Genomic DNA, 22676 nt, shown 5'->3' with positions numbered 1-22676 from the left:
GTAAAACATAATCAAAAAGCCCACCAAGATGCCTACATATAGCATCTTGGTGGGCTTTTTGATTATAGAATCTTTGCTCCTGGGGGCCAATGGATTGCATTGCCGCTCACGCTGAGCGCTGCTTCAGCGATTCCTTCACTCATGGTAGGATGGGCATGGATTGTTGCAATGACTTCATCCACCGTTGCTTCCAGATTCATTGCCAGTGCTATTTCCCCAATCAAATCAGTGGCTCTTGGTCCAAAAATATGTCCGCCTAGAATTTCTCCGCTTTTTTCAGTGACAATTAATTTAATCAGACCAAACTCACATCCTTCAATGAGGGACTTTCCATTTGCCATTAAAGGAAATAAACCAACTTTATAGGATATCCCCTGAGCCGCTGCTTCATCTTCCGTAAGTCCCACACCTGCAGCTTCTGGAATGGTATAAATGCAAGAAGGGATGACTTTAGGATTGTAGAAAGGACTATGACCTAACGCATATTCAACGGCTGCAACGCCTTGGGCAGATGCTGCATGTGCCAGCATCATCTGAGCATTGCAGTCACCGATTGCATAAATATGAGGTATATTCGTTGCAAAATATTCATTTACAACAATTCTCCCCCGCTCCGTCTGGATTCCCACTTCTTCAAGCCCCATATTATGAATATTGGCCTTACGCCCTGTGGCCATCAAGATATATTCTCCTGCCACTTCATGGTTTTTGCCAGCAGTTTGCACTACGGCACTTAATCCGTTAGAGGTTGACAGTATTTCTTTTAATCCTGCTTCCAGCATAAAATCGATGTTGCACTCTGTTAACTTTTCCTTTACTCTCTTGGCAATTTGGCGATCTACCATTGGTAATATTTCAGGCAGCATCTCGACAATTGTGACCTTTGTACCAAAAGAGCTATATAATGACGCAAACTCTGTACCAATAACGCCACCGCCAATAATAACCAAGGACTTTGGCACTTTAGGTAAACTTAAGGCTGCCGTACTGTCAATGACTCCAGCACTATCTGCACCTGGTACAGGGATTTTACTGGGAACAGAACCGGAAGCCAGCACAATAATATCTGCATCAAGAGTTACAGTAGTCTCCCCTACCACCTGAACTTTGTGGGCATCTTTCAATACTGCTTGCCCACTATGAGTCTTCACTCCATGGGCTTTTAAGAGTCCCTTTACTCCTTGAACCAGGCGATTTACAATCGTATCCTTACGAGACATAAGGGCTGGCCAATCCAAGGATATCCCCTCGACACGCAGTCCATTATTTACTTCTTCCTGCACAGTGTGGTACAGCTTGGCAGTATGGAGAAGGGCTTTGGTGGGAATGCAGCCCACATTTAAACATGTCCCACCCATTTTTTCCTTTTCAACAATATGAACCTCAGCCCCCAGTTGTGCCGCGCGAATGGCTGCCACATATCCCCCGGGACCGCCTCCAACAATAATTACTTTTTTTTTCATGTTTTCTCTCCATTTGTTTTTTTCTATTACTTAGAATTAGCTAAAAAAATCATCACCGCTTTTAAAGCCAAGACCGGGATGGATATCAAAACGAACCGCTCCCACATTTGCTTTGTTCTGGGCAGCCTTGGTAACCGCAGCCGTTCCAATACTGCCAAAACCGCCACATAATTCAAGAGATGTAATTCCCTGATCTACTAGCTCTTTGGCAACTTTTTCAGCTTCTTTATAGTCTTTGACTCCAACTACAGTTAAGTGAACCTCGGGTGTTTTCACAATCGATCGATGGTGGATAGGATCAGCCTCTGGGGCTATAAACATAAAGGCAGCTTGAAGAGCCATACTATCTACCTCCTACTCTTTTTTGATTAACTACGAAAGGTTTTTGCATAACATTGTCCGGCATGATAGGAACTCCGCACCATTGGACCGGAAACAACTTGGCTAAAGCCAATCTCATATGCCTTCTCTTCCCACATTTTAAAAGCGGTGGGATGGATATATTCCATGATAGGGTGATGCTGGGCAGACGGGCGGAGATACTGTCCAATGGTCAGGATTTGGCAGCCCACTGCTTTTATATCAACCATGGTTTGCAGCACCTCGTCATGCCCTTCTCCTAACCCAAGCATAATACCAGCTTTGGCAATATTTTTACCACTGTTACTAACCCGTTTGAGTAATTGGAGAGACCGTTCATAAATCGCCTGAGGCCGCACATCTTTATATAAGCGTGGCACGGTTTCGATATTATGACTAATCACCTCTGGCCCCGCATCAATAATCTGCTTTAGTGATGCAAACTGTCCCAAAAGATCAGGAATTAGCACTTCGACTTTCGCTGTCGGCAATGCCTGACGAATCTCCTGAATGGTTTTAGCAAAATGTCCTGCACCACCATCAGGCAAATCATCTCGAGTGACAGAAGTTACCACTACATAGGCAAGGTTCAGCTGCTTGGCTGACAAGGCCACCGCCTTAGGTTCCTCCCTGTCCACAGGCAAAGGTAACTGCCCATGCTCTACGGCACAAAATCGGCAATTGCGAGTGCATATATTTCCCAAAATCATAAATGTACAAGTCTTCTGGGAAAAACATTCTCCGATGTTGGGGCAATTTGCACTTTCACATACCGTATGTAAATTACCTGCATTCAGCATAGACTGCATCTGGGCAAGATCATCCTGATCGGGTGCCGGAACAACTAACCATGCTGGTCTTAGCATAGTGGACCATCTCCTTTATCCGCTCTACACTCACTAGCTCTGTTTGTATTTCAAATAATTCTTCAAATTGTTTTCGCAATTGATTGCGCACCGCTCTAGGATCTACCGTCTCCAATATCCGGGACATAGAGGTGACTCCTAAAGAAGTAATACCGCAAGGCACAATAAAGGAAAAATGAGTTAGATTGGGGCAAACATTTAAAGAAACGCCATGCATCGTAACCCATTTTCGGATCGCAATGCCAATTGCCCCAATTTTTTGATCCTCAACCCATACTCCCGGATATTCTTTTTTGCGCATCGCTGCAATCCCAAAATACGCCAGTGTTCTGATCAATAATTCTTCCATTTTGTTGGCGTAAGCATGAACATCCCTCTGCACTCCTGTTAAACCAATGATAGGATAACAGATCAGTTGTCCCGGACCATGATAGGTAATATCCCCGCCCCGGTTTGATTCAAACACTTTGATATGCTGTTCATCTAATACCTTTTGATTGACTAACAGATGGTTGGAGCTCCCTTTTTTTCTTCCTATGGTAAAACAAGGCTGATGCTCAAGGAGAAGCAGCGTATCGGGGATAGCGCCTAACTGCCTGGCCTGATTTAGAGTCTCCTGTAAATGAAGAATTTCATCATAACTGCAAGCTTCAAGTTCTATACAGTATCCCTTGCGTCCCATTCTGCATCCTCCTATTCTAGATCCATGGTTAAATCAAAGCTTGATATGGTTTTTTTATCAGTTTTAAGAGTAATCCTAAAAATTCAGCGGCAGGCGCTCCATCAATGACGCGATGATCAAAGGATAAAGAAAGTCCGATCATTGGTTTAATTACAATTTCTCCATTTTCTACTACAGGTGTGTCTACCGTTCTGCCTACTCCTAAAATAGCTGCTTCCGGCTGATTGATGATAGGGGTAAACCAATCAACGGATTGATAAGCGCCGATATTCGTAACTGTAAAGGTTCCTCCCCGCATTTCCTGCATTCCTAACTGATTGTCTCTTGCCCGCAAGGATAAGTCTTTAATTTCCCGGCTAATTTGAGAAATGGTTTTGATATCTGCATTTTTCACAACGGGTACAACTAACCCTTGACTAATGGCAACAGCCACCCCTACATGAACTTCTTTATAATTTCTAATATTTTTGTCAACCAATGCGATATTAATGTGTGGCGACATTCTAAGTGCCACAGCAACAATTTTCACCAGCATATCTGTAATGGTGATCTTAACTTGTGCTTCTTCATTAATGGTTTTTCGTAAGGCTAGCAATGCAGAAAGATCCGTACTGACATGGTAATTGACTTTTGGTGCAACGGACCAGCTCAGGGACATATTATCACCGACGGCTTTTCGCATGCCGGCATAAGGAGTCAGAGTAAAGTTCTCTTGCTCTTCGATGGGAGCAGGGCTGCCAATGCTCTTTGGTGTGCTTGCCTGCTGGGAATTGCCACCTTGGGCAATAAATGCAAGAACATCATCTCGGACAATGCGTCCCGATGGACCCGTACCAGTGATCTGCGTAAAATCCACATTGTTTTCCTTAGCTAACTTGCGGGCTAGAGGAGAAGCCTTCACTCTATTTCCCGTAACCTCCCGACTGCCACTATCTGCCTGCTTCGTTTCGGAAATCACTGGTTCTGCAGCAGGTGCTGCTTTGCTGGCAGCTTTTGCACCTTGAACCGCTTCACCTTCCATACCAATCACACCCAGTAAAGCACCAAAGGGAAGTTCTTCTTCCTCTTGGGCAACGATCCTGAGCAGCACGCCATCTGCTGGAGCATCAATGGTATTAGTCAGTTTATCCGTCATTACCTCCAGAATAATATCGCCCTTACTGACTGCATCCCCTTCATTCTTTAGCCATTTCACAATGGTCCCTGTTACCATTGACAGACCCATTTTCGGCATAGTAATTTCTACTGCCATATGTTCGCACTCCTTTATCATTTGAAGTTTCATAAAAAACGCTACATGTTCTTTTAAAACAGAATTAAACGATTTGAACCACGACGCAAAGGACACAAAGGGTTTTATTTATAACTTATTTTTTGTGTTCTCCTTTGTGTGCCGCAGCAGCGGCATTGCGCCTTTGCATTTTTAAAATAAGCTCTTTACTGCTGCTATGATTTTGGTTTCGTTGGGTAAGTAAACGGCTTCTAGTTTCGCATTAAAGGGAACGGGGATGTCAAGAGCAGTGACCCGCACGATGGGAGCATCGAGCAAATCAAAACCTTCTTCCACAACAATGGCTGCTATCTCGCCAGCAAAGCCGCTGGTACGAACCGCTTCGTTTACCACCACGAGTCTGTTTGTCTTTGCAACAGACTGCAAAATGCATTCTTTATCTAAAGGAACCAGCGTACGCAAATCAACAACTTCTGCACTAATTCCTTCTTTTGCTAATTGTTCAGCCGCTGCTAATGCTTTGTGAACCATCCATGACCAAGCAACGATGGTTACATCCGATCCTGCTCTTTTTATATCTGCTTTGCCCAAAGGAATGACATATTCACCCTCCGGTACCTCACCGCTCATGGCTAGCAGCTGCTTATGCTCAATATACATGACGGGATTATCATCGCGAATGGCTGCCGCCATTAAGCCTTTTGCATCGGCTGGAGTTGAAGGCATAATTGTTTTTATCCCTGGTATATGAGTGAACCATGCTTCTATACATTGGGAATGCTGAGCCGATGCCGTCATACCGCCGCCGCAAGGAGTCCGTACCACCATAGGAACTTTTGCTTTACCGCCAAACATATATCGCATCTTTGCAGCCTGATTGAACAATTCATCCATGCATACACCCATAAAGTCAATGAACATAATTTCAACGACTGGACGTAGTCCAGCTGCCGCCGCACCAACAGCATGACCGACAATCGCTGTTTCGCTAATCGGCGTATCAAGTACCCGACCAGGAAATTCATCAAATAATCCTGCCGTAACTCCAAAGCAGCCCCCAAATTTCCCTACATCTTCACCTGCAATATATACGTTGGCGTCCCTTTGCATTTCTACTCTCATACCATCCCGAATGGCTTCGGCATATGTCATTTTTTTCATTTTCTTCATCCTTTCTTTGTTCTGTATCAATCAAACTACCGATTCTAAATAGCAATCCTTAGGAAAGTCATACCCTATATCCCTTTCCCCGCAGACCAACAATATAGCGGCAATCAGGGAGCATACACATCGGCCAGAACATCTTCTGGACTTGGCTCGGGACTATTTTCAGCAAATTCAACCGCCGCATCAATTTGCCCCTGTATCTGTTGTTGTATTTCCTTAAGTTCCGTATCCTTGGCAAATTTCAGGACCTTTAATTTTTCTTCTAATTTTAGTATGGGGTCTTTTTTCAACCACTCTTCTTGTTCTTGGGCATCTTTATATAAACCGGCATCTCCTTGGAAATGTCCATAATGTCTCCATGTTTTGCATTCAATCAAGCTTGGGCCTTCGCCCTTTCTTGCACGACTGATTGCATCCTTTGCCGTTTCATAAACAGCAGCAACATCATTGCCATCAATTGTGACTCCCGGAATACCATAAGATATGGCCCGCTGAGAAACATCCACAATATTCATATGATCTTTCTGATTCATAGAAATACCAAAACGGTTATTTTCACAGACAAAAATCACTGGCAGCTTCCAAACCGATGCCAGATTTAATGCTTCATGAAAGGTACCTCGATTGGAAGCAGCATCACCAAAGAAACATACGGAAACTGCATCATTCTTTAGATACTGATTCGCAAATGCAGCACCAACAGCAATGGGCTGTCCTGCGCCAACAATACCATTGGCCCCCAAAATACCCAGATCCACATCAGCAATATGCATGGACCCTCCTCTGCCTTTACAATAGCCTGTCACTTTGGCAAATAGTTCTGCCATCATCTTATCCACTTGCCCACCTTTGGCAATTAAATGACCATGACCTCGATGAGTACTGGTGATATAATCTTTATTTGTCAGGCTGGCACATACGCCTGTAGCCACAGCCTCTTCCCCGCTATACAGATGAACAAAGCCAGGAAGCCTGCCTGCTGCAAATAATTCGGCTGCCTTATCTTCAAATTTACGGATTGTCAGCATTGTTTTATAAAAATCCAATAATTGTTCTTTCGTAACATCGCCCATATCATAACCCTCCTAAACTATTTTGACTTTTCTCATTACTCAGATATTTTTTATGAATGCTCCAATCCTCTCCTTCCTTGTAAGTAATTCGCTAGTAAGTTGCTTTTAATTCTTCACATACTATTATGTTGCAATTTTCATACCAACTCTTTACAACTAATAACATGATGTACATCTTTTAAAACATATAAAATTGATTGAACCACAAAGACGCAAAGGACACAAAGGGTTTTCTTTATATTTTTTGTGCACTCCTTTGTGTGCCGCGTCAGCGGCATTGTGCCTTTGTGGTTCATAAAAGCTTGTTTTTCCAACTTATAGCTTATACTTTCTACACTTACAAAAAATGCTGACTCACCCTAAGACATATAGAAAAAAACCACCTGGTTTAGGTGGTTTTTGTATAAATGAACTGTAGCGTGAATGTCGTAACGGTGTATTACAGTGCTACACCTCGCTACACTTATTTCTTTTAATATTGTATTGCATACAATTGCATCTTTCGATAAACTGTGGTACGAGCTACGCCCATTCGTTTGGCAATATGACTAATATTTCCTTTGCACTCATGGAGCAGTGTAATGATTTCTTCTCGTTCTGTTTTTTCATTCTCCCGCTTGCGCTGTTCCTTAAAAGAACTTCTTTGGGTTGGCAGTTCAGTCAACTCTTCGCAGCAATGATATACATCGGCAGGCAAATGTACTAACGATACTGTCTTTCCCTTAACCAGATGGATGATTCGTTCTGCTACATTATGAAGTTCGCGCACATTCCCCGGCCAGCTATATTTTTTTAAGCAATGCAGTACTTCCGGCTCTAGGTCAAATTCGCAATTTCCGCCTTTGCTCAAATTTTGCAAAAAGGAAGTAAGCAGTAAGATGATATCTTCTCCCCGTTCACGCAAAGGAGGTATGGTAACAGAGATTACATTGAGGCGATAATAAAGATCTTGCCTAAAGCTCCCCATTCTCACTTCTTTCAGCAGATTTTTATTTGTAGCACAAATGATTCGTACATTTGTAGCAATTATTTTATCACTGCCAATGCGATTTATCTTTTTTTCTTGCAGTACCCGCAGTAAGGAGACTTGCTGTTCTAAAGGCATGTCACCAATTTCATCCAAGAATAGCGTCCCACCTGCCGCCAATTCAAACTTTCCTGGACGCCCCCCTCGCTTGGCTCCTGTAAAAGCCCCTTCTTCATAGCCGAAAAGTTCGCTGCCAATCAATTCTCGGGGTATTGCACCACAATTCACAGCAATAAATGGTCCCTTACGTCTAGCACTTTGGTTATGAATCGCCTGAGCAAATAATTCCTTTCCAGTCCCGCTTTCCCCTTGCAGAAGTATGTTTGAAGTACTTTCAGCCGCTAATACTGCCACTCCCATCACTTCACGCATAGAAGAACTAGTACCAATAATATCATTAAATGTGAAATCCGCATTATGGGCACTATAGCAATTTGCAGAACTCTTGCCTTGTTGAATCGGACGCAAGATCACTACACCACCGCTCACGCTTCCCTGATCATCAGCAACAATTTCACCTGAAGCCAAACAATGATTCGTTCCATTAGAACCAGGCACTGATAGCTTAATACCAGAATACGATTTCTTATGGTGCAGCATCTCTTTCGTGAAAGGTGATATTTCTTTAAAAATAGTATCAATCGAACAGCCGATCATGTTTTGGTTATTGCGATTGAGCATTTGTTTCGTAATAGTATTTACGTCTTTAATAATGCCACATTTATCAATGAGGATCACACCGTCTGACATAGCATTAAAAATACTTTCCAAATGTTTATTCACTAAAACCATTTCATTTTGTTTCTGCTGCATTTTTAGCTGCATGGAAATTGCCTCTGAAGCCGCGGCCACCATGCCCAGAGTATGAGAATTTTTCTCATGTACAGGCCCGGAAATATCTAGTACGGCAACCATTTCTCCTTGTCTATTAAAAATGGGGGCTGCCGAACAAGTCCAGCAGTGATGCGGTTGTGAAAAATGCTCCCAGCCTGAGACTTGAGCCGGCTTTCCCGTAGCTAACGCAAGTCCAATTGCATTTGTCCCCACGCTTGCCTCTGACCAATTAGCTCCAAGAACAAAGTTAAGATATTGTGCATTCTTTAAACGTTCCTTATCACCAAAAGATTCTAATATATATCCTTTAATATCCGCCAATACGATAATGAATCCCGTATTGGAAAACGTTTTATAAAGATTTTTCATAAAAGGATTGGCAATACGAATCGTCCTTTCGTTCTTATCTAGCAGCTCTTTAAGCTCATTATGCCCTAATTCAATTTGCCCTCGACCTTCTGTAGGGTTCATGTTTCGATTGGCACATTTCTCCCATGACTTAGCAACCAAAGGCGAAACAATTCCTGCTGCGATTTTTCCTGAACGAATAAATTGATTCCAAGCTATCCCCATATTATGACCAACGGGCTCACCGAGAACATTCATATCCATGAACTCTTCCCTCCAATCAGTACGCAAAGCTTCTTACTAATCTGTGTTTCGAATTTTCAATCTTAAGAAATCACAATATCCTAAAGTGATGAAATGACTAAACAGCACCCTTATTAAAAATTCTATGAAATACTGCATAACTTCATTACTTCTCACCTATATTCCTGCAATTTCTTAAAATTCTTCTATGAATTGCAATTTATCCATCAATACTGTAGAATATTTTAAAATAATTTCCCATTCTCTTGAATTTTATGGTTATTGTGCAAATTGTCATACTCAATTATCTTTTTTACATGGAACTACTCCTTCTAGGTTTCTTTCTAAAAACAAGCATCTTGAAGTGTCCATAATGTTCTCGGCAATCCTGCGTACCTGCTGCGCCTGCTCTGAAAAATATAACCTCCCTTTTCCTGCATTGCCATTGTCATTTAAAATCCCAGCATTGCTAAGCACATTCCTAATTTGATTAGCCGTTTCTTCTGCTGGATCAATCACCTTCACTTGATCTCCCATGAATTCTTTTATTAATTCACTTATATACGGATAATGAGTGCAAGCTAATAATAACGTATCTATTTTCTCTTTTTTTAAGGGGGTTAGGTATTCAGTAATTGCATCTTCTATTTCTATACCAGTCAACTTTCCTTGTTCAATGAGAGGCGCAAATTTAGGGCAAGTCTGAGCGTACACTTTACTCTCCGGTTTTAATGCTAATAAGGTTTTGTGGTGCATCCCACTATGAATCGTCACCTCTGTACCAATAACACCGATACGTTTATTGGTACTGGCAGCTATCGCTTGCTGTGCCCCTGTGCTCATTCCTACTATTTTAAAGTCATGATTCTTCTGAAACTCCTCCAATCCCAGTACAGTAATGGTATTACAGGCACTTACAGCTATTTTTAAATTACAACGATCAAAAAAAGATAACATTTGATTCACAAATTCTCGTATTTGCCATGGATTTCGAGTGCCGTAAGGAGCATGTGCCGTATCGCCAAAGTAGATGATATCCTCTTTTGGCAATACCTTTTTTATTTGACTGTAAACACTAAGACCACCAATACCTGAATCAAATATTCCAATTGGCAAACCACTTTTCATGATATCTCCTCCTTATTAAATAAAAAAATCCAACAAAGCAATCCTGATAAAAGGATTGCTTTGCTGGATTTCATTTACGTTAGTAATAAATGAAGCAGCCACATATGCTTTTTGCCTAAGAGTGGCACTACTCTGTCACTTGTACATGAATGCCTTTTTTTATACTGTTATATTTCTTTTGTGCATCTTTAAATGCTACAATAATCGCTTTCTGAGAAGCGCCAAAATAGCGATTTTCCACTTCTACGCGAATGATCTCACCATCCGTAGTTAAACTCTTATTACTAAAAATGGTAGTTATAAAATCATTCGTTAGACTGATTGCAAATGTACTGCTGCACGTAATAATGTTTCCAGAGTCTTTATCTACTACGAAACAAATGGAAAAGCGTCCATACTGATGAGTTACTGCGTCATTCTGCGGTGACTTGGCATCACCCACAATGCAAATGGTGTTAGGTCCAAACATAGAATTCACCTACAATTCTTATGCTTAAAGGATAACATCGCAGATAATAAATTGTCAATACCATTACAAATCGTGTAGCAAAGATACCAAAAACACAATCCATATCAAATTCCCTTATTAGCTGAATAATGCCATGATGGAGTGGCTAACTGTATATACTACTAACACACCTGCAAAAATCACGATTGGACTTTCCTTCCAACTTTCCTCTGTCTCATTCATTATTATCATCACATCCTTGCTTATCCTTAGCGTTCTGTCTTTATTATTGCCGCCATATAGGATAAATATTACAATTCAATAAAAATAACTAGACTGTCAGTATTCACTGATTTAGGGCTGATAAGGTACTGGCTTACAGGCTATAAAAAAACAAAAATGGATTTCTTATATAATCACCTCTGCTGATTAGAGAACGTGATTATATGAGAAATCCATTATCCTTTATTATTTTTAGCAAATTACTTAACTAACACCTAAACGAACGCAGCAGAACTTGTTTTCCTCTACTAAAATAGGGCTTGGTTTTCCTATATAGTATCCTTGTACATAATCCAAACCAATTCTTTTAGCTTCTAGAAAGATAGACTCTGAACTAACGTATTCAGCGATGGTTCGAATACCAAGCTGCTTGGCAAAATATACTATGCTTTCAACAATGGCGACCATTGCAGGATTTGTTCCAATTTCACTAATTAATGAGCCATCAATTTTAATATAATGAGCTCCCATATTTAAAATATAGGCAAAGTTTGAGTAACCGCTGCCAAAATCATCAATTGCTATTTTGGCACCAGAAGCTTTTATTTTTTTGATAAAGAAAGATAGATCGTCTGGATTCTTAAATTCTTCTGATTCAACAAATTCAAAAGTGACCCTTTTCGCGGTGCAAGAGTCTTCCAATAATTCTCCAATTAACTCTTGTACTCCATGATCTAAAATATCCGCAGCACTTAGATTGATTGAAAAATCAACATCTTTATCTGCGAAGTGAGTAAAAGATTTTTCTAAAACCACTTCTGTCAAACGAGGATACAGCTTAGTTTTCTTAATAATAGGCAAAAATGTTCCAGGTGAAATCACCTGCCCATCTCGGCCAAGCAAGCGAACCAATACTTCGTATTTACTAATTTCAAAAGTAAGAGTATTCATGATCGGCTGATAATATACCATTACCCGATCTTCCTGTATTGCATCTTGTACTTCATGTATCCAATGAAGATTATTGCGATGAGTCTCCCTCATAGGCAAATCATCATGATACACTTTTAGCGGCAGACAATATTGCCTGGCGTATTCCAAAGCCATTTGTGCTTTTTCTAAAGGTTTATCCTTCGTAATTGCAATACCGATAGTAACAAAAAGATAAGAGCTATGACCATGAATTTTAAAAGGTACTTTTTCAATTACATTATGAATATTCAGCATCCAATCACTAAAGTTCTTCTCATTTCCCTCATTAGCAAGAATGGCATATTCATCACCTGCTAAGCGGTATAAATTATAGTGGTATGGTTCTATCAGTTTTTTCAGACGTTCTGCCAGTTCCAGCAATAAATCATCTCCTGCCTGATAGCCGTAAAATTCATTAATCGTGCGAAATTGCTCTACATTAATAATTGCTAAATGAGGTTTCTCAGCATCTTTCATATCTTCATTCAGCTGCAGACGATTGGGAGTTGTCGTAAGTTGATCGGTATACATCTGTTTTTTCAGCTGTATTGCCTTTTCTTGTACCCGCTCTTCCAAATTTTTATTAAGCTCTTGGACTTCTTGCAAGGCTTGCTGCCTCAGCATTTTTTCATTGGACAGAGCGAGTAGCATCTCATTCATTTCTCCTGCCAAAATAGCAATTTCATCAGTTCCTGATACGCATAGAGTTGATGACAGGTCCTGGGTCTTAGTTATGTAGACGATACTCCTAATTAATGAATACAAACGACGAAATAAGATTTTTTCTAATATCATTGGTAAAAGAAAACTAAAAATCAAACCACTACACAATATCAAAATAGCTCCATAGTAAATACTTTTTTGACCTACTAGATGTAAATGCTGCTCTTCTAAGAAAGACATAGTAAGAGCGAGATTCTCATACCTACCAGTAGCTGAATTTTCAATAGAAATTTGTTTTTCCTCAAATTGCTGATCCAATGAATAATGTAAAGAAGCATATACACAAAAAATAAATAGACCAAAGGTTACGACCACTAGCATTGTTATTTTGGATCGCAGGGTCAACTATATCATCTCCTATTTCCCGGTAATTAGTAATTCTTATGACTCCACCGATATAATAGCCAAAAAGGACACAGAGAATAAAGAATACGAAATAAAGCACCAGCTATAGAAAGCGGGTGCCAATTTAATAATTACAATGTAATTATATTCGCAACCTGGCAGTCATAGACAATTCCTTAGACCCACGGCTTTGCGTCCTTACCTTTCGGTAAGTTTGCCCAATATTAACTTTTGAAATTTTTGTCAAATTATACATATAATTGTATTGCCTTATTATTATTAAGTCAAGTTAAAACTTAAGGACTAAAGTCCTCCAAGCAAGGATCTTTTTTAAAAAAAACATCCCACAATATCCCATATCGCAACCTCACGGTTCATTGCCTTCTTACATACCTCTACCTCTATACATTAAACGAATCAAATCACAAAGGTATAATGCCGCATCAGTGGCATTATACCTTTGTGATTCATAAAATCTACAAAACTTTTAATTTCTAATATACAGGTGTACTAAAATCCGAATATGTCTTTATTTTGGACGTAGCAACCTGAAAGAATAATTCTTTAAGTTTACGGCACACAGGGCCTTGATGGCCATTGCCAATTTTTCGGTCATCCACTTCAACAACAGCCACCACTTCCATCGCTGTACCGCTGAAGAAAACTTCATCCGCTGCATATAATTCCGTTCTGGTAATACTGCGCTCAATCACTTCAATGCCAAGCTCTTGGCGTGCCAAACGCATCACTGTATCTCTGGTAATACCTTCAAGAATATTGTCAGATGGAGGTGGAGTAATTATTTTCCCATTGCGAACCATAAATACATTTTCCCCCGGTCCTTCACAAACATGACCATTGCGTGTTAAAAACAAAGCCTCGTCATACCCTTTACTCACTACTTCTAAAGAAGCCAGAGCCGAATTAAGATAAGCAGCTGTAGGCTTAGTGCGAGGCGGCAGCATGTTATCCCCTAAGCGTTCCCAAGAAGTAAATGCGGCCCGAAGCTCATCTTTGCCAGTAAAGTTACCCATAGGCTGACAATAGATCACAATTCGATTGTCATCATCTAATAAGGTAGGAGCAACATGATTGGAGCCCTTAAATGCAACTGGCCTGATATAGGTTGTCGTCTGAAGATTATTTTTCTTAAGCAATTCAATCGTAGCTTGACATAACTCATCTACAGTATAAGGAATATTAATATACAACACTTTGCAGGATTGCAGAAGACGTTCATAATGTTCTCTTAGGCGAAATACATACAGCTGTTTTTCAGTCTCATCCCAATAAGCCCGTATTCCTTCAAAACAACCGAGCCCATAGTTAAATCCTTTACAGCGTACACTGATATGTACTTCGCTCTCCAAAACAATCTTTCCCTCATAAAAAACATACATATTTTCCATTCCTACAGTTCCTCCCCATTCTAATGTAGTCTCTTTCGAAAACCATCCATCTATAGCCACAGACAGGCAAAGGATGAGCATAACTATAAGCGTAGGTTAAGTACAACGGCGAAGCGTTAGCTATGCTCATCCTTTGCCGTCCTAAATGGAGACTTCCCTAGAGACTGCTAATCATTTATTTTTTGCCGCCTAGATAGGCTTCCATAACCCGTGGATCTTTAGCAATATCCTCAGCCTGGCCGTGGAGACTAATGCGTCCCGTTTCTAATACAAAGGCGTACTTAGCAATCTTTAATGCCTGCCTTACATTTTGTTCCACAAGCAATACCGTAGTTCCTTCTTGGTTAATTTCCTGAATGACCTTAAAAATATCCGCCACTACCAGCGGCGCTAACCCCATTGAAGGTTCATCAAGAAGCAACAATTCGGGTCTGGACATCAATGCTCTGCCAATCGCCAGCATTTGCTGCTGACCACCCGAAAGAGTCCCTCCTAATTGGGCTTTTCGCTCTTCCAGTATGGGAAATCGTTGAAAGATCCGTTGCAAGTCTGCCTGCACTTCATTATCTTGGCGCTGGCAAGCTCCCATCTCCAAATTTTCCAATACCGTCATTCGCGACAGTATGCTGCGACCTTCCGGTACTAGAGAAAGTCCTAAACTCACGATTTTATGGCTTGCTATTCCACTAATATTTTGACCTTTGAAGAAAATCTGACCGAACTCTGGTTTAATCAATCCCATAATAACCTTCATAACTGTTGTCTTCCCGGCACCATTTGCACCAATTAAAGAAACAATCGACCCTGCAGGGACAGTAAGATCAATATTTTTCAATGCCTTAATATTGCCATATCCTGCGGCAAGCTGTTGCAACTGTAGCATATTAGTCTTCCTCCTTGCCAAGATAGGCCTCAATTACTGCTGGATGATCCTGAATGATCTTCGGAATACCCTCGGCAATTTTTTTGCCAAAATTCAATACCACCAGCTTGTCACAAATGTTCATTACCAAGCCCATATCATGCTCAATCAAAATAACGGCTTTACCTAATTCTTGAATTTTTTTTATCAATATCTGAAGATCATCGGTCTCACTCTCATTCATTCCAGCAGCTGGCTCATCAAGTAACAGTAAATCCGGCTGTGACGCTAACGCCCTGGCAATCTCCAAACGCCGCTGCTTACCATAAGGCAAAGCCCCTGCCAAAGACAATTCATCTTCACCAATTCCTACTAAATTCAATAATTCTCTTGCTTTTTCACGGATATTTTTTTCTTCTTGCCGCTGAGCCGCTGTACGCCATATTCCCTGCCACAATCCGGCCTTCATACGGCAATGTGCGCCAACCACTACATTCTCTAAGGCTGTAAGATGCTCGAACAGACGAATATTTTGAAAGGTTCTGGCAATTCCCAGTTCTGTAATCTTATGTGGTTTAAAATCGACTAATGATTGTTTTTGATAAATAATCCTGCCAGAGCTAGGTGCCAGCACACCCGTAATAAGATTAAACAGTGTGGTCTTACCAGCTCCATTCGGTCCGATGACTCCTACTATTTCTCCTGGATTAACCGTAAAGCCCACATCCGTCAGAGCGGCCAAACCACCGAATTGTTTCGTGACTTGCTCAAGTAGTAAGGTCATGGCGTCGTCCTCCTTGTTACCTTATCTTGGCCCGCGATCTTAGGCTGACGAGTCAGCTTTGTCCGCCATAATGCAAGAGTACTTTCACTAATGAGTCCCTGCGGGCGAAAAGCCATCATCAGGACTAGTATTGCCCCATAGATCATTTCCCGATATTCAGTGGCAAACCGCAGTACTTCTGGCAATACTGTCAGAAGTACTGCTCCTAAAATCGGTCCCCATACCACATCACTGCCACCAAGAACAGCAAACAATAATATTTCTACTGCCCGATGATACGCAAAGTCTTTCGGTCCAATATAAAAAGTGATATGGGCTGCCAGACCACCAGCAATACCAGCTACAAAAGCCCCCATAAAAAAGGCTAATAATTTATAGTAGCGGGTATCAATACCAGAGACTTCTGCGGCATGTTCATCCGCTTTAATTGCAGCAAATGCTCTGCCTAACCGGGAAGAACTAAGACGCAAGGCAAAAAAGATCAAGAACCCTAAAATCAGAGCCAGAATGAGAATCACAGCAATACTGCCCAATTGTCGTACACTAATTCCGCCAATACCACCTGCTAACCCAAAAGCAGCAATCCCTTTACTGAGCATTACACCCATAGAAGGAATTGACGAAAGCCCTAAAGCACCATTGGTAATCTTAAGATTGAGAATAATCACCCTAACTACTTCGCCAAACCCGAGAGTCGCGATTGCCAGATAGATGCCTCGCAATCGAGTGGTGGGAATACCGATGATCGCTGCCAATAGACAAGCCGCGGCGCCGCCTAAAGGAACCGCAGCATATAAAGGAACTCCAGCTTTTAAAGTAAGAAGAGCCGAGGTATAAGCTCCTACGCTCATAAAGCCGGCATTGCCCAAGGATAATTGTCCTGTAGACAACGTTAGATAAATACTAATGCCTAAAATGGCATTTATGATGATAAAGGTTATGAGTTGCATGTAATACGGATTTAATAAAAATTCCATGCCTACCGTCCTCCTTGCTGCTCTTTGCTGCCAAAAATCCCCTGAGGACGCAAAAATAACAGTAAAATAATGAAACCAAAAGCTACAGCATCACGATACGATGACACCCCATAAGCTACACTGAATATTTCAGCGATACCTAAAAGCAACCCGCCGACCATCGCTCCGGTAATATTGCCTAAACCACCCAAAATAAGTACTGCTAACCCTTTGAATCCCATAGTAATTCCCATGGTTGGTTCGATTGCATTAAAGGCCAGTCCAACAAGTACCCCAGCTCCCCCTCCCAGGGCCGATGCCAGCATAACCGTTAGCACGATTACTTTTTGTGTATCCACACCTAACAGATTAGCCGTTTCAATATTTTCAGCTGTAGCACGAATGGATTTGCCCAAGCGTGTTTTCGCCAACCAGAAACGCAGCGCAACCATTAACCCAAATGAAATGGCCAAGATAATAATCTGCACCGCTGAAATTTTAAGTCCGCCCACCTCAAATAGTTGTGCAGCATAAATGGATGGAAAGGATTGCGCTTGTGGTCCAAACAGTCGAAGTGCCAAACTCTCTAGAAAAATGGATACCCCAATCGTACTAATCAGAGGTGCTAATTCAGAAACCTTACGACGGCGCAGCGGCCTCAGTGCCAGACGCTCCATAAGATACCCGAGCACTGCTCCTGCTACCATAGCCCCTAACAAGGCACTAAAGATACTCATATTGAATTTAGTAGCCAAAATCAAACCAATGAAGGCACCAAACATGAATATTTCACCATGAGCCATATTAACAATATTTAATACACCAAAAATCAGGGTGTAGCCTAACGCAATCAATGCATAGGTACTTCCTAAGGTGATGCCGTTAATCAACTGCTGCAAAAACAAGTTTAATTCCCCCAGTCTTAACCTTACTCGACATCCTTATTTTAGTTCTGTGAACTGACCGTCTTTTACAACGAGAACTGTAACATCCATCGACGGATTGCGTTTCTCATCAAAGGCAAACTTACCAGTTACACCCGAATAATCCTTGACCGTAGCCAATGTATCACGAAGTTTCTGTCGATCTGTAACTGAACCTGTTTTTTCGATTGCAATTGCCATAATTTGCAGTGCATCATAAGCCTGAGCTGCGAATTGGTCAGGTTCTTTTTTGTATTTTGCCTTGTAAGCAGCTATGAAGCTTTTAACCTTAGCATCATCTTTTCCCGGAAACCAGGGACTAGCTACAATGGCTCCATCGGCTGCATTACCAGCTGATTTAATCAACTGCGGCGAGTTAAAACCATTATTACCAACAACGGGAACAGTGATTCCAATTTCCCGTGCTTTTTTAAGAATCAACGCAGCCTCCTGATACAATCCAGCAACCATAATGGCATCGGGATTCAGTGTGGCAATTTTGGTCAACTGAGCGGAAAAATCAGTATTTTTATCAGCGAAAGTTTCCACTGCAATTACTTCTACGCCAATTTCCTTTAAGGTCTTTTCAAATATTTTAAACCCTGATACCGCCAAATCATTGTTATCCGAATACATAATCGCTACTTTTTTCAAATTGAATTTTTCTTTAGCCTTTTTTACAGACTGTGGTATAGCAGCCGAGTCGGGCAAAGAATTGCGGAAGACATAATCGCCGATCTCAGTAATTCCTTCTACTGTCAATGACGTTCCCATAATGGGTACTCCTTCTTGATTGACAATTGGTCCAACAGCAAACATTTCACCACTTAATGTGGGGCCAATGAGTGACAATACATTATCTTTGTGAATCAGTTTGTTAACAGCATTAATCGCTTCATTCTTCTCACCTTTAGAATCTTCAAAAATAAGTTCAAGCTTTACTTTTCCCTTGGCATTGACCTCATCGCTAGCCAGTTCTAATCCTTGACGGATTGACTCGCCGTAAGCCGCACCAGCCCCAGTCAGATAGGAAACCACTCCAATTTTAGCCGTACTGCCATCTGAGGCTGCCCCTTTATTCCCAGACTTTTCACTGCTGCACCCTAGGACCATAACCGTTAAAACCATTAGAAAAAGACTTACTATGCCCTTCTTTTTTATACTCCTTGTTACCATACGAATCTCCACCTTTTTTATTTCTTTTTTGTATTCTTTTTGCAAAAAACAAAAAGCCCCTATCAACGCTTTATTAGCGTTGATAGGGGCGACGATACGCGGTACCACCCTACATTGGACTCATTGCATCTGATTATAATCAGACTTCCGATTAACGCTCGGCGGCGCTTTTGCTTAACAATACGGAAGCAGCTGCAACAGTATTTATTTCGGCAAAAGAGTTCCTAGGCGAGATGACACTCACAATTTCGCTCTGGCTTACACCACCCGCCAGCTCTCTGTAGCGTTTTCTCTGCTGTGTCGCTCCTAGTCATTACTTTTTGTTATAAAATTTTCCCTATAAAAAGATCAATGATACAGATCCTATGCTGCCTTTTCAAAGTAGCATTCCATATTTCAAATCCCACATCATAATTCTTTTTTGTAATGGTGTATTCATTATCACAGGACATTGCTCTTTTGTCAAGGACTTTTATGATATAAAATATAGACGGTATTTAATAATAAAGCATTTTGAACCGCAAAGACACGAAGATTATGAAGAACACGAAGGATATGAATAGCCATAATATCCTTCGTGTTCTTCACATTTCTTTCGCGATCTTCGTCATCGCTTTTTTTTATAACATTATATTTTTTAAGTTACTAACGAATTATTTCACATAATTCGTTAGCTTGCCAATGTTTTCCACTTCTACCGTTACCACATCACCGGATTTCATCGGACAAGTGCCAGAAGGAGATCCCAATGCCAAAACATCGCCAGGTTCTAGGGTCATGATCTTTGAAACCCAGCTAATCAAAAATGGAATACTCAAGGACATTTCACTTGTGTTTCCGTCCTGTACCACTTTTCCATTTAAGGTTGTAACAATTCTCAAATGGGTCGGATCAATACCAGTTACCACCCATGGCCCAATAGGTCCAAAAGTATCAAAACCTTTTCCCCGTGTAAACTGCGGGTCTGTTTTAGTCAAATCTCTTGCTGTTACATCATTAAACACGGTATAACCAAAAACGTAGCTTAACGCCTCTTCTTCCGGAATGTTTCTACCGCTCTTGCCAATTACTAAGGCAACTTCGCCTTCAAGCTCAACCTTGTTCGTTAAATCAATTGGCGGCAAGCATATGGTTTCTTTGTCTGCAATTAGCGCAGATTGCGGTTTTAAGAAAAGAAAAGGTTCTTTTAAATTCGCCGTACCACCCGTTTCTTTAGCATGTCCGGCAAATGTCCAGCCAAAATTGACTACTTTTGATGGCTCTACAGGAATTAGAATTTTTGCATCTCCAAGTGCGACTTCCGTCCCCTCATAGGAACATGTACCAGCAGCGATTTCTGCAAATTCATTGGCTAATTGAAAGATAGTTTCTCCCTCAATAACGCCATAATGTATGTTTCCATCGCTATCTTGATAGCGAACAATTCTCTTTGACTCTGTTGCTGTATTATCTTCAGCACTCGTTCCTTCTGCTGTGCCAACGCAAGAAGCAGCTAAATGCTCTCCTGCTAAAATTCCCTCATGATATTCTTTTTCCATTATAAATCTCTCCTCATTCTATGCAAGAACACTTTATATAGCCTCGCCATTATCCTACCGTTTTAAAGCTGACAAGGTACTAGTTTCTGCACTTTTAGTATAGTACGATCCTAAATATAATGAAAATATCAATTAATCATGGTATGATAACTATAAGTTATTGACGGGGTGGAATAAAAAATGGATATAAGAGAATTAGAATATTTTGTTACTGTTTCTGAACTAAAGAATTTCACAGCTGCTGCTCATAAATTGCACATATCTCAGCCTGCTATTTCTAAAGCCATTCATAAGTTAGAGGAAGAACTGGGATTCCAGCTATTAGACCGAACCCAGAAAAAAGTACTCCTAACAGAAGAAGGAGTCGTATTTCTTGACTTGGCAGAAGATATTTTGGCAAGAATGGCTGCTGCCAAGAACACCATGATTGAATATAAGAATTTGACGAGAGGTACCTTCCGGATTGCGGTGCCACCATTATTAGGAGCGTATGTATTTCCTCAGTTATTTGCAGATTTTAAGAAAAACTATCCCTCTCTTGAGATGTCTGTTATCGAAGACGGATCTTCAACAGCTGTTGATTTGGTACGACAAGAAGACGTACATGTAGGTCTTGTCATCTTACCGCCCACATTAACCGATCTACATTCCCACTTAATTACTTCACAAGAAATCGTCGTTTGCCTTCCTACTGATCATCCCTTAAGCCGCCAACCCTTTTTGACCTTTGAGCAACTAAAAGATGAACCCATCATACTCTACAATGAAGGTTTTGTACTGCGAAGAATCATTTTGGATGAATATGCAAAATACGGTTTAGTTCCTAGTGTCGCACTCTCAACAAACCAATTTCAGACCATAAAAGCATTAGTGGCAAAAGGAGTGGGAATCTCCTTTTTACCGAAAAATTCAATAAAAGTCGTAAACCATGTCACAAAAATCCCTCTTCATCCCCACCTGTTCCTCGAAATGGGGCTTATTTGGAAACCAAATAAAATTTTACCTCTGGCTTGCAAAGCCTTTATCGATTTTGTAAATGAATTCGAATATGTGAAATAAGTTGACGCATCCTTTTTTTAACCGCAGAGGCGCAGAGAACACAGAGAAAGAATAATGAATTAACCACAAAGACGCAAGGGACACAAAGGGTTCTATTTACTTATTTTGTGTACTCCTTTGTGTGCCGTGTCAGCGGCATTGCGCCTTTGTGGTTCATTTTTTTTACTTAAAACTTATACAGCTTAAAAATGAAACAATCGCAAATCCAACGATAAGAGTGCCTGATATGCGATTAACCCATATCAATCTCTGATAATTGAATGTATGTCGCAGCAACTGAACCGTTCCACTTAACATAAACCACCATAAGCAAGATCCTAAGAATACTCCTGCTACCAATAAACAGGAGGAAAAGAAATCGTCTTTTGCATCAACAAACCCAAAACCTGCAAAAACAGCACTAAAAGACAATATGGTCATCGGATTCGTAATGGTCAGGAAAAACGTGGTAAGATAGGCTCTTATCCATCCGTCTTGATAAACTTCCTCCTTTATTGGAGCAGGTTTGGCAATAAAAGTACTATACCCAAGATAAAATAAAAAACCACTGCCTACAATACGAAAATATAGGCTATTATCTACAAACAAATTCGTAATTATGGTAAGTCCAAAGGCTGCTATACTTCCATAAAAAGCATCTGCAGTTGCCGCTCCTAAACCTGCAGCCAACCCATTACGCATCCCTTGGGTTAATGTTCGACGAATACACAAAATTCCAATAGGCCCCACCGGAGCGGCGATAGAAAATCCCAGTAATAGGCCCTTGATCAGCCACATCGAATCCAGCATCTGCAAACAACTTCCTCTCTGATTTTATTGGAGTGAACTTCTGCCTAA

Annotated in this window: 20 protein-coding genes and 1 riboswitch; of the genes, 1 reads left to right on the top strand and 19 read right to left on the bottom strand. The window is 40.9% G+C overall.

Translation table 11 applies throughout. The annotated features are described in order from the left end of the window. Positions 1–62 precede the first annotated feature (62 nt). The 18 genes from lpdA to JBW_RS04615 form a co-directional block, all read right to left on the bottom strand. A complete protein-coding gene (gene lpdA, locus JBW_RS04700; protein ID WP_007955520.1) occupies positions 63–1463 on the bottom strand; it encodes a dihydrolipoyl dehydrogenase in 1401 nt (466 codons plus the stop codon). A 36-nt stretch (positions 1464–1499) separates the two neighbouring features. Continuing rightward, positions 1500–1805: a DUF6506 family protein gene (locus JBW_RS04695; protein WP_007955521.1), complete on the bottom strand. Its 306-nt coding sequence runs from the start codon at positions 1803–1805 to the stop codon at positions 1500–1502. A 26-nt stretch (positions 1806–1831) separates the two neighbouring features. Then, a complete protein-coding gene (gene lipA / locus JBW_RS04690; RefSeq protein ID WP_007955522.1) occupies positions 1832–2689 on the bottom strand; it encodes a lipoyl synthase in 858 nt (285 codons plus the stop codon). Then, entirely contained in the window at positions 2643–3371 is a 729-nt protein-coding gene (gene lipB, locus JBW_RS04685) for a lipoyl(octanoyl) transferase LipB (protein ID WP_007955523.1), read from the bottom strand. Before lipB ends, lipA begins: the two co-directional genes overlap by 47 nt. Before the next feature lie 28 nt (positions 3372–3399). Further along, positions 3400–4623: a dihydrolipoamide acetyltransferase family protein gene (locus JBW_RS04680; RefSeq protein ID WP_007955524.1), complete on the bottom strand. Its 1224-nt coding sequence runs from the start codon at positions 4621–4623 to the stop codon at positions 3400–3402. Between the two features lie 171 nt (positions 4624–4794). Beyond that, the gene (locus JBW_RS04675) at positions 4795–5763 is read right to left on the bottom strand and encodes an alpha-ketoacid dehydrogenase subunit beta (protein WP_007931606.1); all 969 of its coding nucleotides are present in this window, start codon (positions 5761–5763) and stop codon (positions 4795–4797) included. 113 nt (positions 5764–5876) lie between these two features. Continuing rightward, a complete protein-coding gene (locus JBW_RS04670; RefSeq protein WP_007955525.1) occupies positions 5877–6842 on the bottom strand; it encodes a thiamine pyrophosphate-dependent dehydrogenase E1 component subunit alpha in 966 nt (321 codons plus the stop codon). Positions 6843–7314: 472 nt separating this feature from the next. Next, on the bottom strand, positions 7315–9315 hold the full coding sequence (locus JBW_RS04665; RefSeq protein ID WP_007955526.1) for a sigma-54-dependent Fis family transcriptional regulator: 2001 nt from the start codon (positions 9313–9315) through the stop codon (positions 7315–7317). 279 nt (positions 9316–9594) lie between these two features. After that, entirely contained in the window at positions 9595–10422 is an 828-nt protein-coding gene (murI, locus tag JBW_RS04660; protein WP_007955527.1) for a glutamate racemase, read from the bottom strand. Positions 10423–10549: 127 nt separating this feature from the next. After that, on the bottom strand, positions 10550–10891 hold the full coding sequence (locus JBW_RS04655) for a DUF3870 domain-containing protein (protein WP_007955528.1): 342 nt from the start codon (positions 10889–10891) through the stop codon (positions 10550–10552). Between the two features lie 465 nt (positions 10892–11356). After that, complete coding sequence (locus JBW_RS04650; RefSeq protein WP_235334139.1) at positions 11357–13108, bottom strand: EAL domain-containing protein; 1752 nt, start codon at positions 13106–13108, stop codon at positions 11357–11359. Positions 13109–13278: 170 nt separating this feature from the next. After that, positions 13279–13361, bottom strand: a riboswitch (cyclic di-GMP riboswitch). Positions 13362–13626: 265 nt separating this feature from the next. Then, positions 13627–14541 carry a branched-chain amino acid transaminase gene (locus JBW_RS04645; RefSeq protein ID WP_007955530.1) on the bottom strand — a complete coding sequence of 305 codons (915 nt, stop codon included), beginning with the start codon at positions 14539–14541 and terminating at the stop codon, positions 13627–13629. A 175-nt stretch (positions 14542–14716) separates the two neighbouring features. After that, entirely contained in the window at positions 14717–15424 is a 708-nt protein-coding gene (locus JBW_RS04640) for an ABC transporter ATP-binding protein (protein ID WP_007955532.1), read from the bottom strand. A gap of 1 nt (position 15425) precedes the next feature. Then, complete coding sequence (locus JBW_RS04635; protein ID WP_007955534.1) at positions 15426–16187, bottom strand: ABC transporter ATP-binding protein; 762 nt, start codon at positions 16185–16187, stop codon at positions 15426–15428. Further along, positions 16184–17164 carry a branched-chain amino acid ABC transporter permease gene (locus JBW_RS04630; RefSeq protein ID WP_007955536.1) on the bottom strand — a complete coding sequence of 327 codons (981 nt, stop codon included), beginning with the start codon at positions 17162–17164 and terminating at the stop codon, positions 16184–16186. Before JBW_RS04630 ends, JBW_RS04635 begins: the two co-directional genes overlap by 4 nt. A gap of 2 nt (positions 17165–17166) precedes the next feature. After that, positions 17167–18048, bottom strand: coding sequence for a branched-chain amino acid ABC transporter permease (locus JBW_RS04625; protein WP_007955538.1), 882 nt, complete (start codon positions 18046–18048; stop codon positions 17167–17169). A 36-nt stretch (positions 18049–18084) separates the two neighbouring features. Continuing rightward, positions 18085–19242, bottom strand: coding sequence for an ABC transporter substrate-binding protein (locus JBW_RS04620; protein ID WP_007955539.1), 1158 nt, complete (start codon positions 19240–19242; stop codon positions 18085–18087). 653 nt (positions 19243–19895) lie between these two features. Next, entirely contained in the window at positions 19896–20780 is an 885-nt protein-coding gene (locus JBW_RS04615) for a fumarylacetoacetate hydrolase family protein (protein ID WP_007955540.1), read from the bottom strand. Between the two features lie 180 nt (positions 20781–20960). Between JBW_RS04615 and JBW_RS04610 the strand changes: the two genes are divergently transcribed. Continuing rightward, the gene (locus JBW_RS04610; RefSeq protein WP_007955541.1) at positions 20961–21839 is read left to right on the top strand and encodes a LysR family transcriptional regulator; all 879 of its coding nucleotides are present in this window, start codon (positions 20961–20963) and stop codon (positions 21837–21839) included. Positions 21840–22001: 162 nt separating this feature from the next. Here JBW_RS04610 and JBW_RS04605 read toward each other — a convergent pair whose 3' ends face one another. Next, entirely contained in the window at positions 22002–22628 is a 627-nt protein-coding gene (locus tag JBW_RS04605; RefSeq protein ID WP_007955542.1) for a LysE family translocator, read from the bottom strand. Positions 22629–22676 lie beyond the last annotated feature (48 nt).

It is taken from the genome of Pelosinus fermentans JBW45 (assembly GCF_000271665.2).
Lineage (GTDB): Bacteria > Bacillota > Negativicutes > DSM-13327 > DSM-13327 > Pelosinus > Pelosinus baikalensis.
The sequence above is the reverse complement of the archived record's forward strand: the minus strand, read 5'-3'. Positions and strand labels throughout refer to the sequence as shown.

Excerpts from the sequence above, each read along its gene's own strand:
- lpdA (WP_007955520.1), bottom strand. The coding sequence starts at position 1,463 with ATGAAAAAAAAAGTAATTATTGTTGGAGGCGGTCCCGGGGGATATGTG.
- JBW_RS04695 (WP_007955521.1), bottom strand. The coding sequence starts at position 1,805 with ATGGCTCTTCAAGCTGCCTTTATGTTTATAGCCCCAGAGGCTGATCCT.
- lipA (WP_007955522.1), bottom strand. The coding sequence starts at position 2,689 with ATGCTAAGACCAGCATGGTTAGTTGTTCCGGCACCCGATCAGGATGAT.
- lipB (WP_007955523.1), bottom strand. The coding sequence starts at position 3,371 with ATGGGACGCAAGGGATACTGTATAGAACTTGAAGCTTGCAGTTATGAT.
- JBW_RS04680 (WP_007955524.1), bottom strand. The coding sequence starts at position 4,623 with ATGGCAGTAGAAATTACTATGCCGAAAATGGGTCTGTCAATGGTAACA.
- JBW_RS04675 (WP_007931606.1), bottom strand. The coding sequence starts at position 5,763 with ATGAAAAAAATGACATATGCCGAAGCCATTCGGGATGGTATGAGAGTA.
- JBW_RS04670 (WP_007955525.1), bottom strand. The coding sequence starts at position 6,842 with ATGGGCGATGTTACGAAAGAACAATTATTGGATTTTTATAAAACAATG.
- JBW_RS04665 (WP_007955526.1), bottom strand. The coding sequence starts at position 9,315 with ATGGATATGAATGTTCTCGGTGAGCCCGTTGGTCATAATATGGGGATA.
- murI (WP_007955527.1), bottom strand. The coding sequence starts at position 10,422 with ATGAAAAGTGGTTTGCCAATTGGAATATTTGATTCAGGTATTGGTGGT.
- JBW_RS04655 (WP_007955528.1), bottom strand. The coding sequence starts at position 10,891 with ATGTTTGGACCTAACACCATTTGCATTGTGGGTGATGCCAAGTCACCG.
- JBW_RS04650 (WP_235334139.1), bottom strand. The coding sequence starts at position 13,108 with ATGCTAGTGGTCGTAACCTTTGGTCTATTTATTTTTTGTGTATATGCT.
- JBW_RS04645 (WP_007955530.1), bottom strand. The coding sequence starts at position 14,541 with ATGGAAAATATGTATGTTTTTTATGAGGGAAAGATTGTTTTGGAGAGC.
- JBW_RS04640 (WP_007955532.1), bottom strand. The coding sequence starts at position 15,424 with ATGCTACAGTTGCAACAGCTTGCCGCAGGATATGGCAATATTAAGGCA.
- JBW_RS04635 (WP_007955534.1), bottom strand. The coding sequence starts at position 16,187 with ATGACCTTACTACTTGAGCAAGTCACGAAACAATTCGGTGGTTTGGCC.
- JBW_RS04630 (WP_007955536.1), bottom strand. The coding sequence starts at position 17,164 with ATGGAATTTTTATTAAATCCGTATTACATGCAACTCATAACCTTTATC.
- JBW_RS04620 (WP_007955539.1), bottom strand. The coding sequence starts at position 19,242 with ATGGTAACAAGGAGTATAAAAAAGAAGGGCATAGTAAGTCTTTTTCTA.
- JBW_RS04615 (WP_007955540.1), bottom strand. The coding sequence starts at position 20,780 with ATGGAAAAAGAATATCATGAGGGAATTTTAGCAGGAGAGCATTTAGCT.
- JBW_RS04610 (WP_007955541.1), top strand. The coding sequence starts at position 20,961 with ATGGATATAAGAGAATTAGAATATTTTGTTACTGTTTCTGAACTAAAG.
- JBW_RS04605 (WP_007955542.1), bottom strand. The coding sequence starts at position 22,628 with ATGCTGGATTCGATGTGGCTGATCAAGGGCCTATTACTGGGATTTTCT.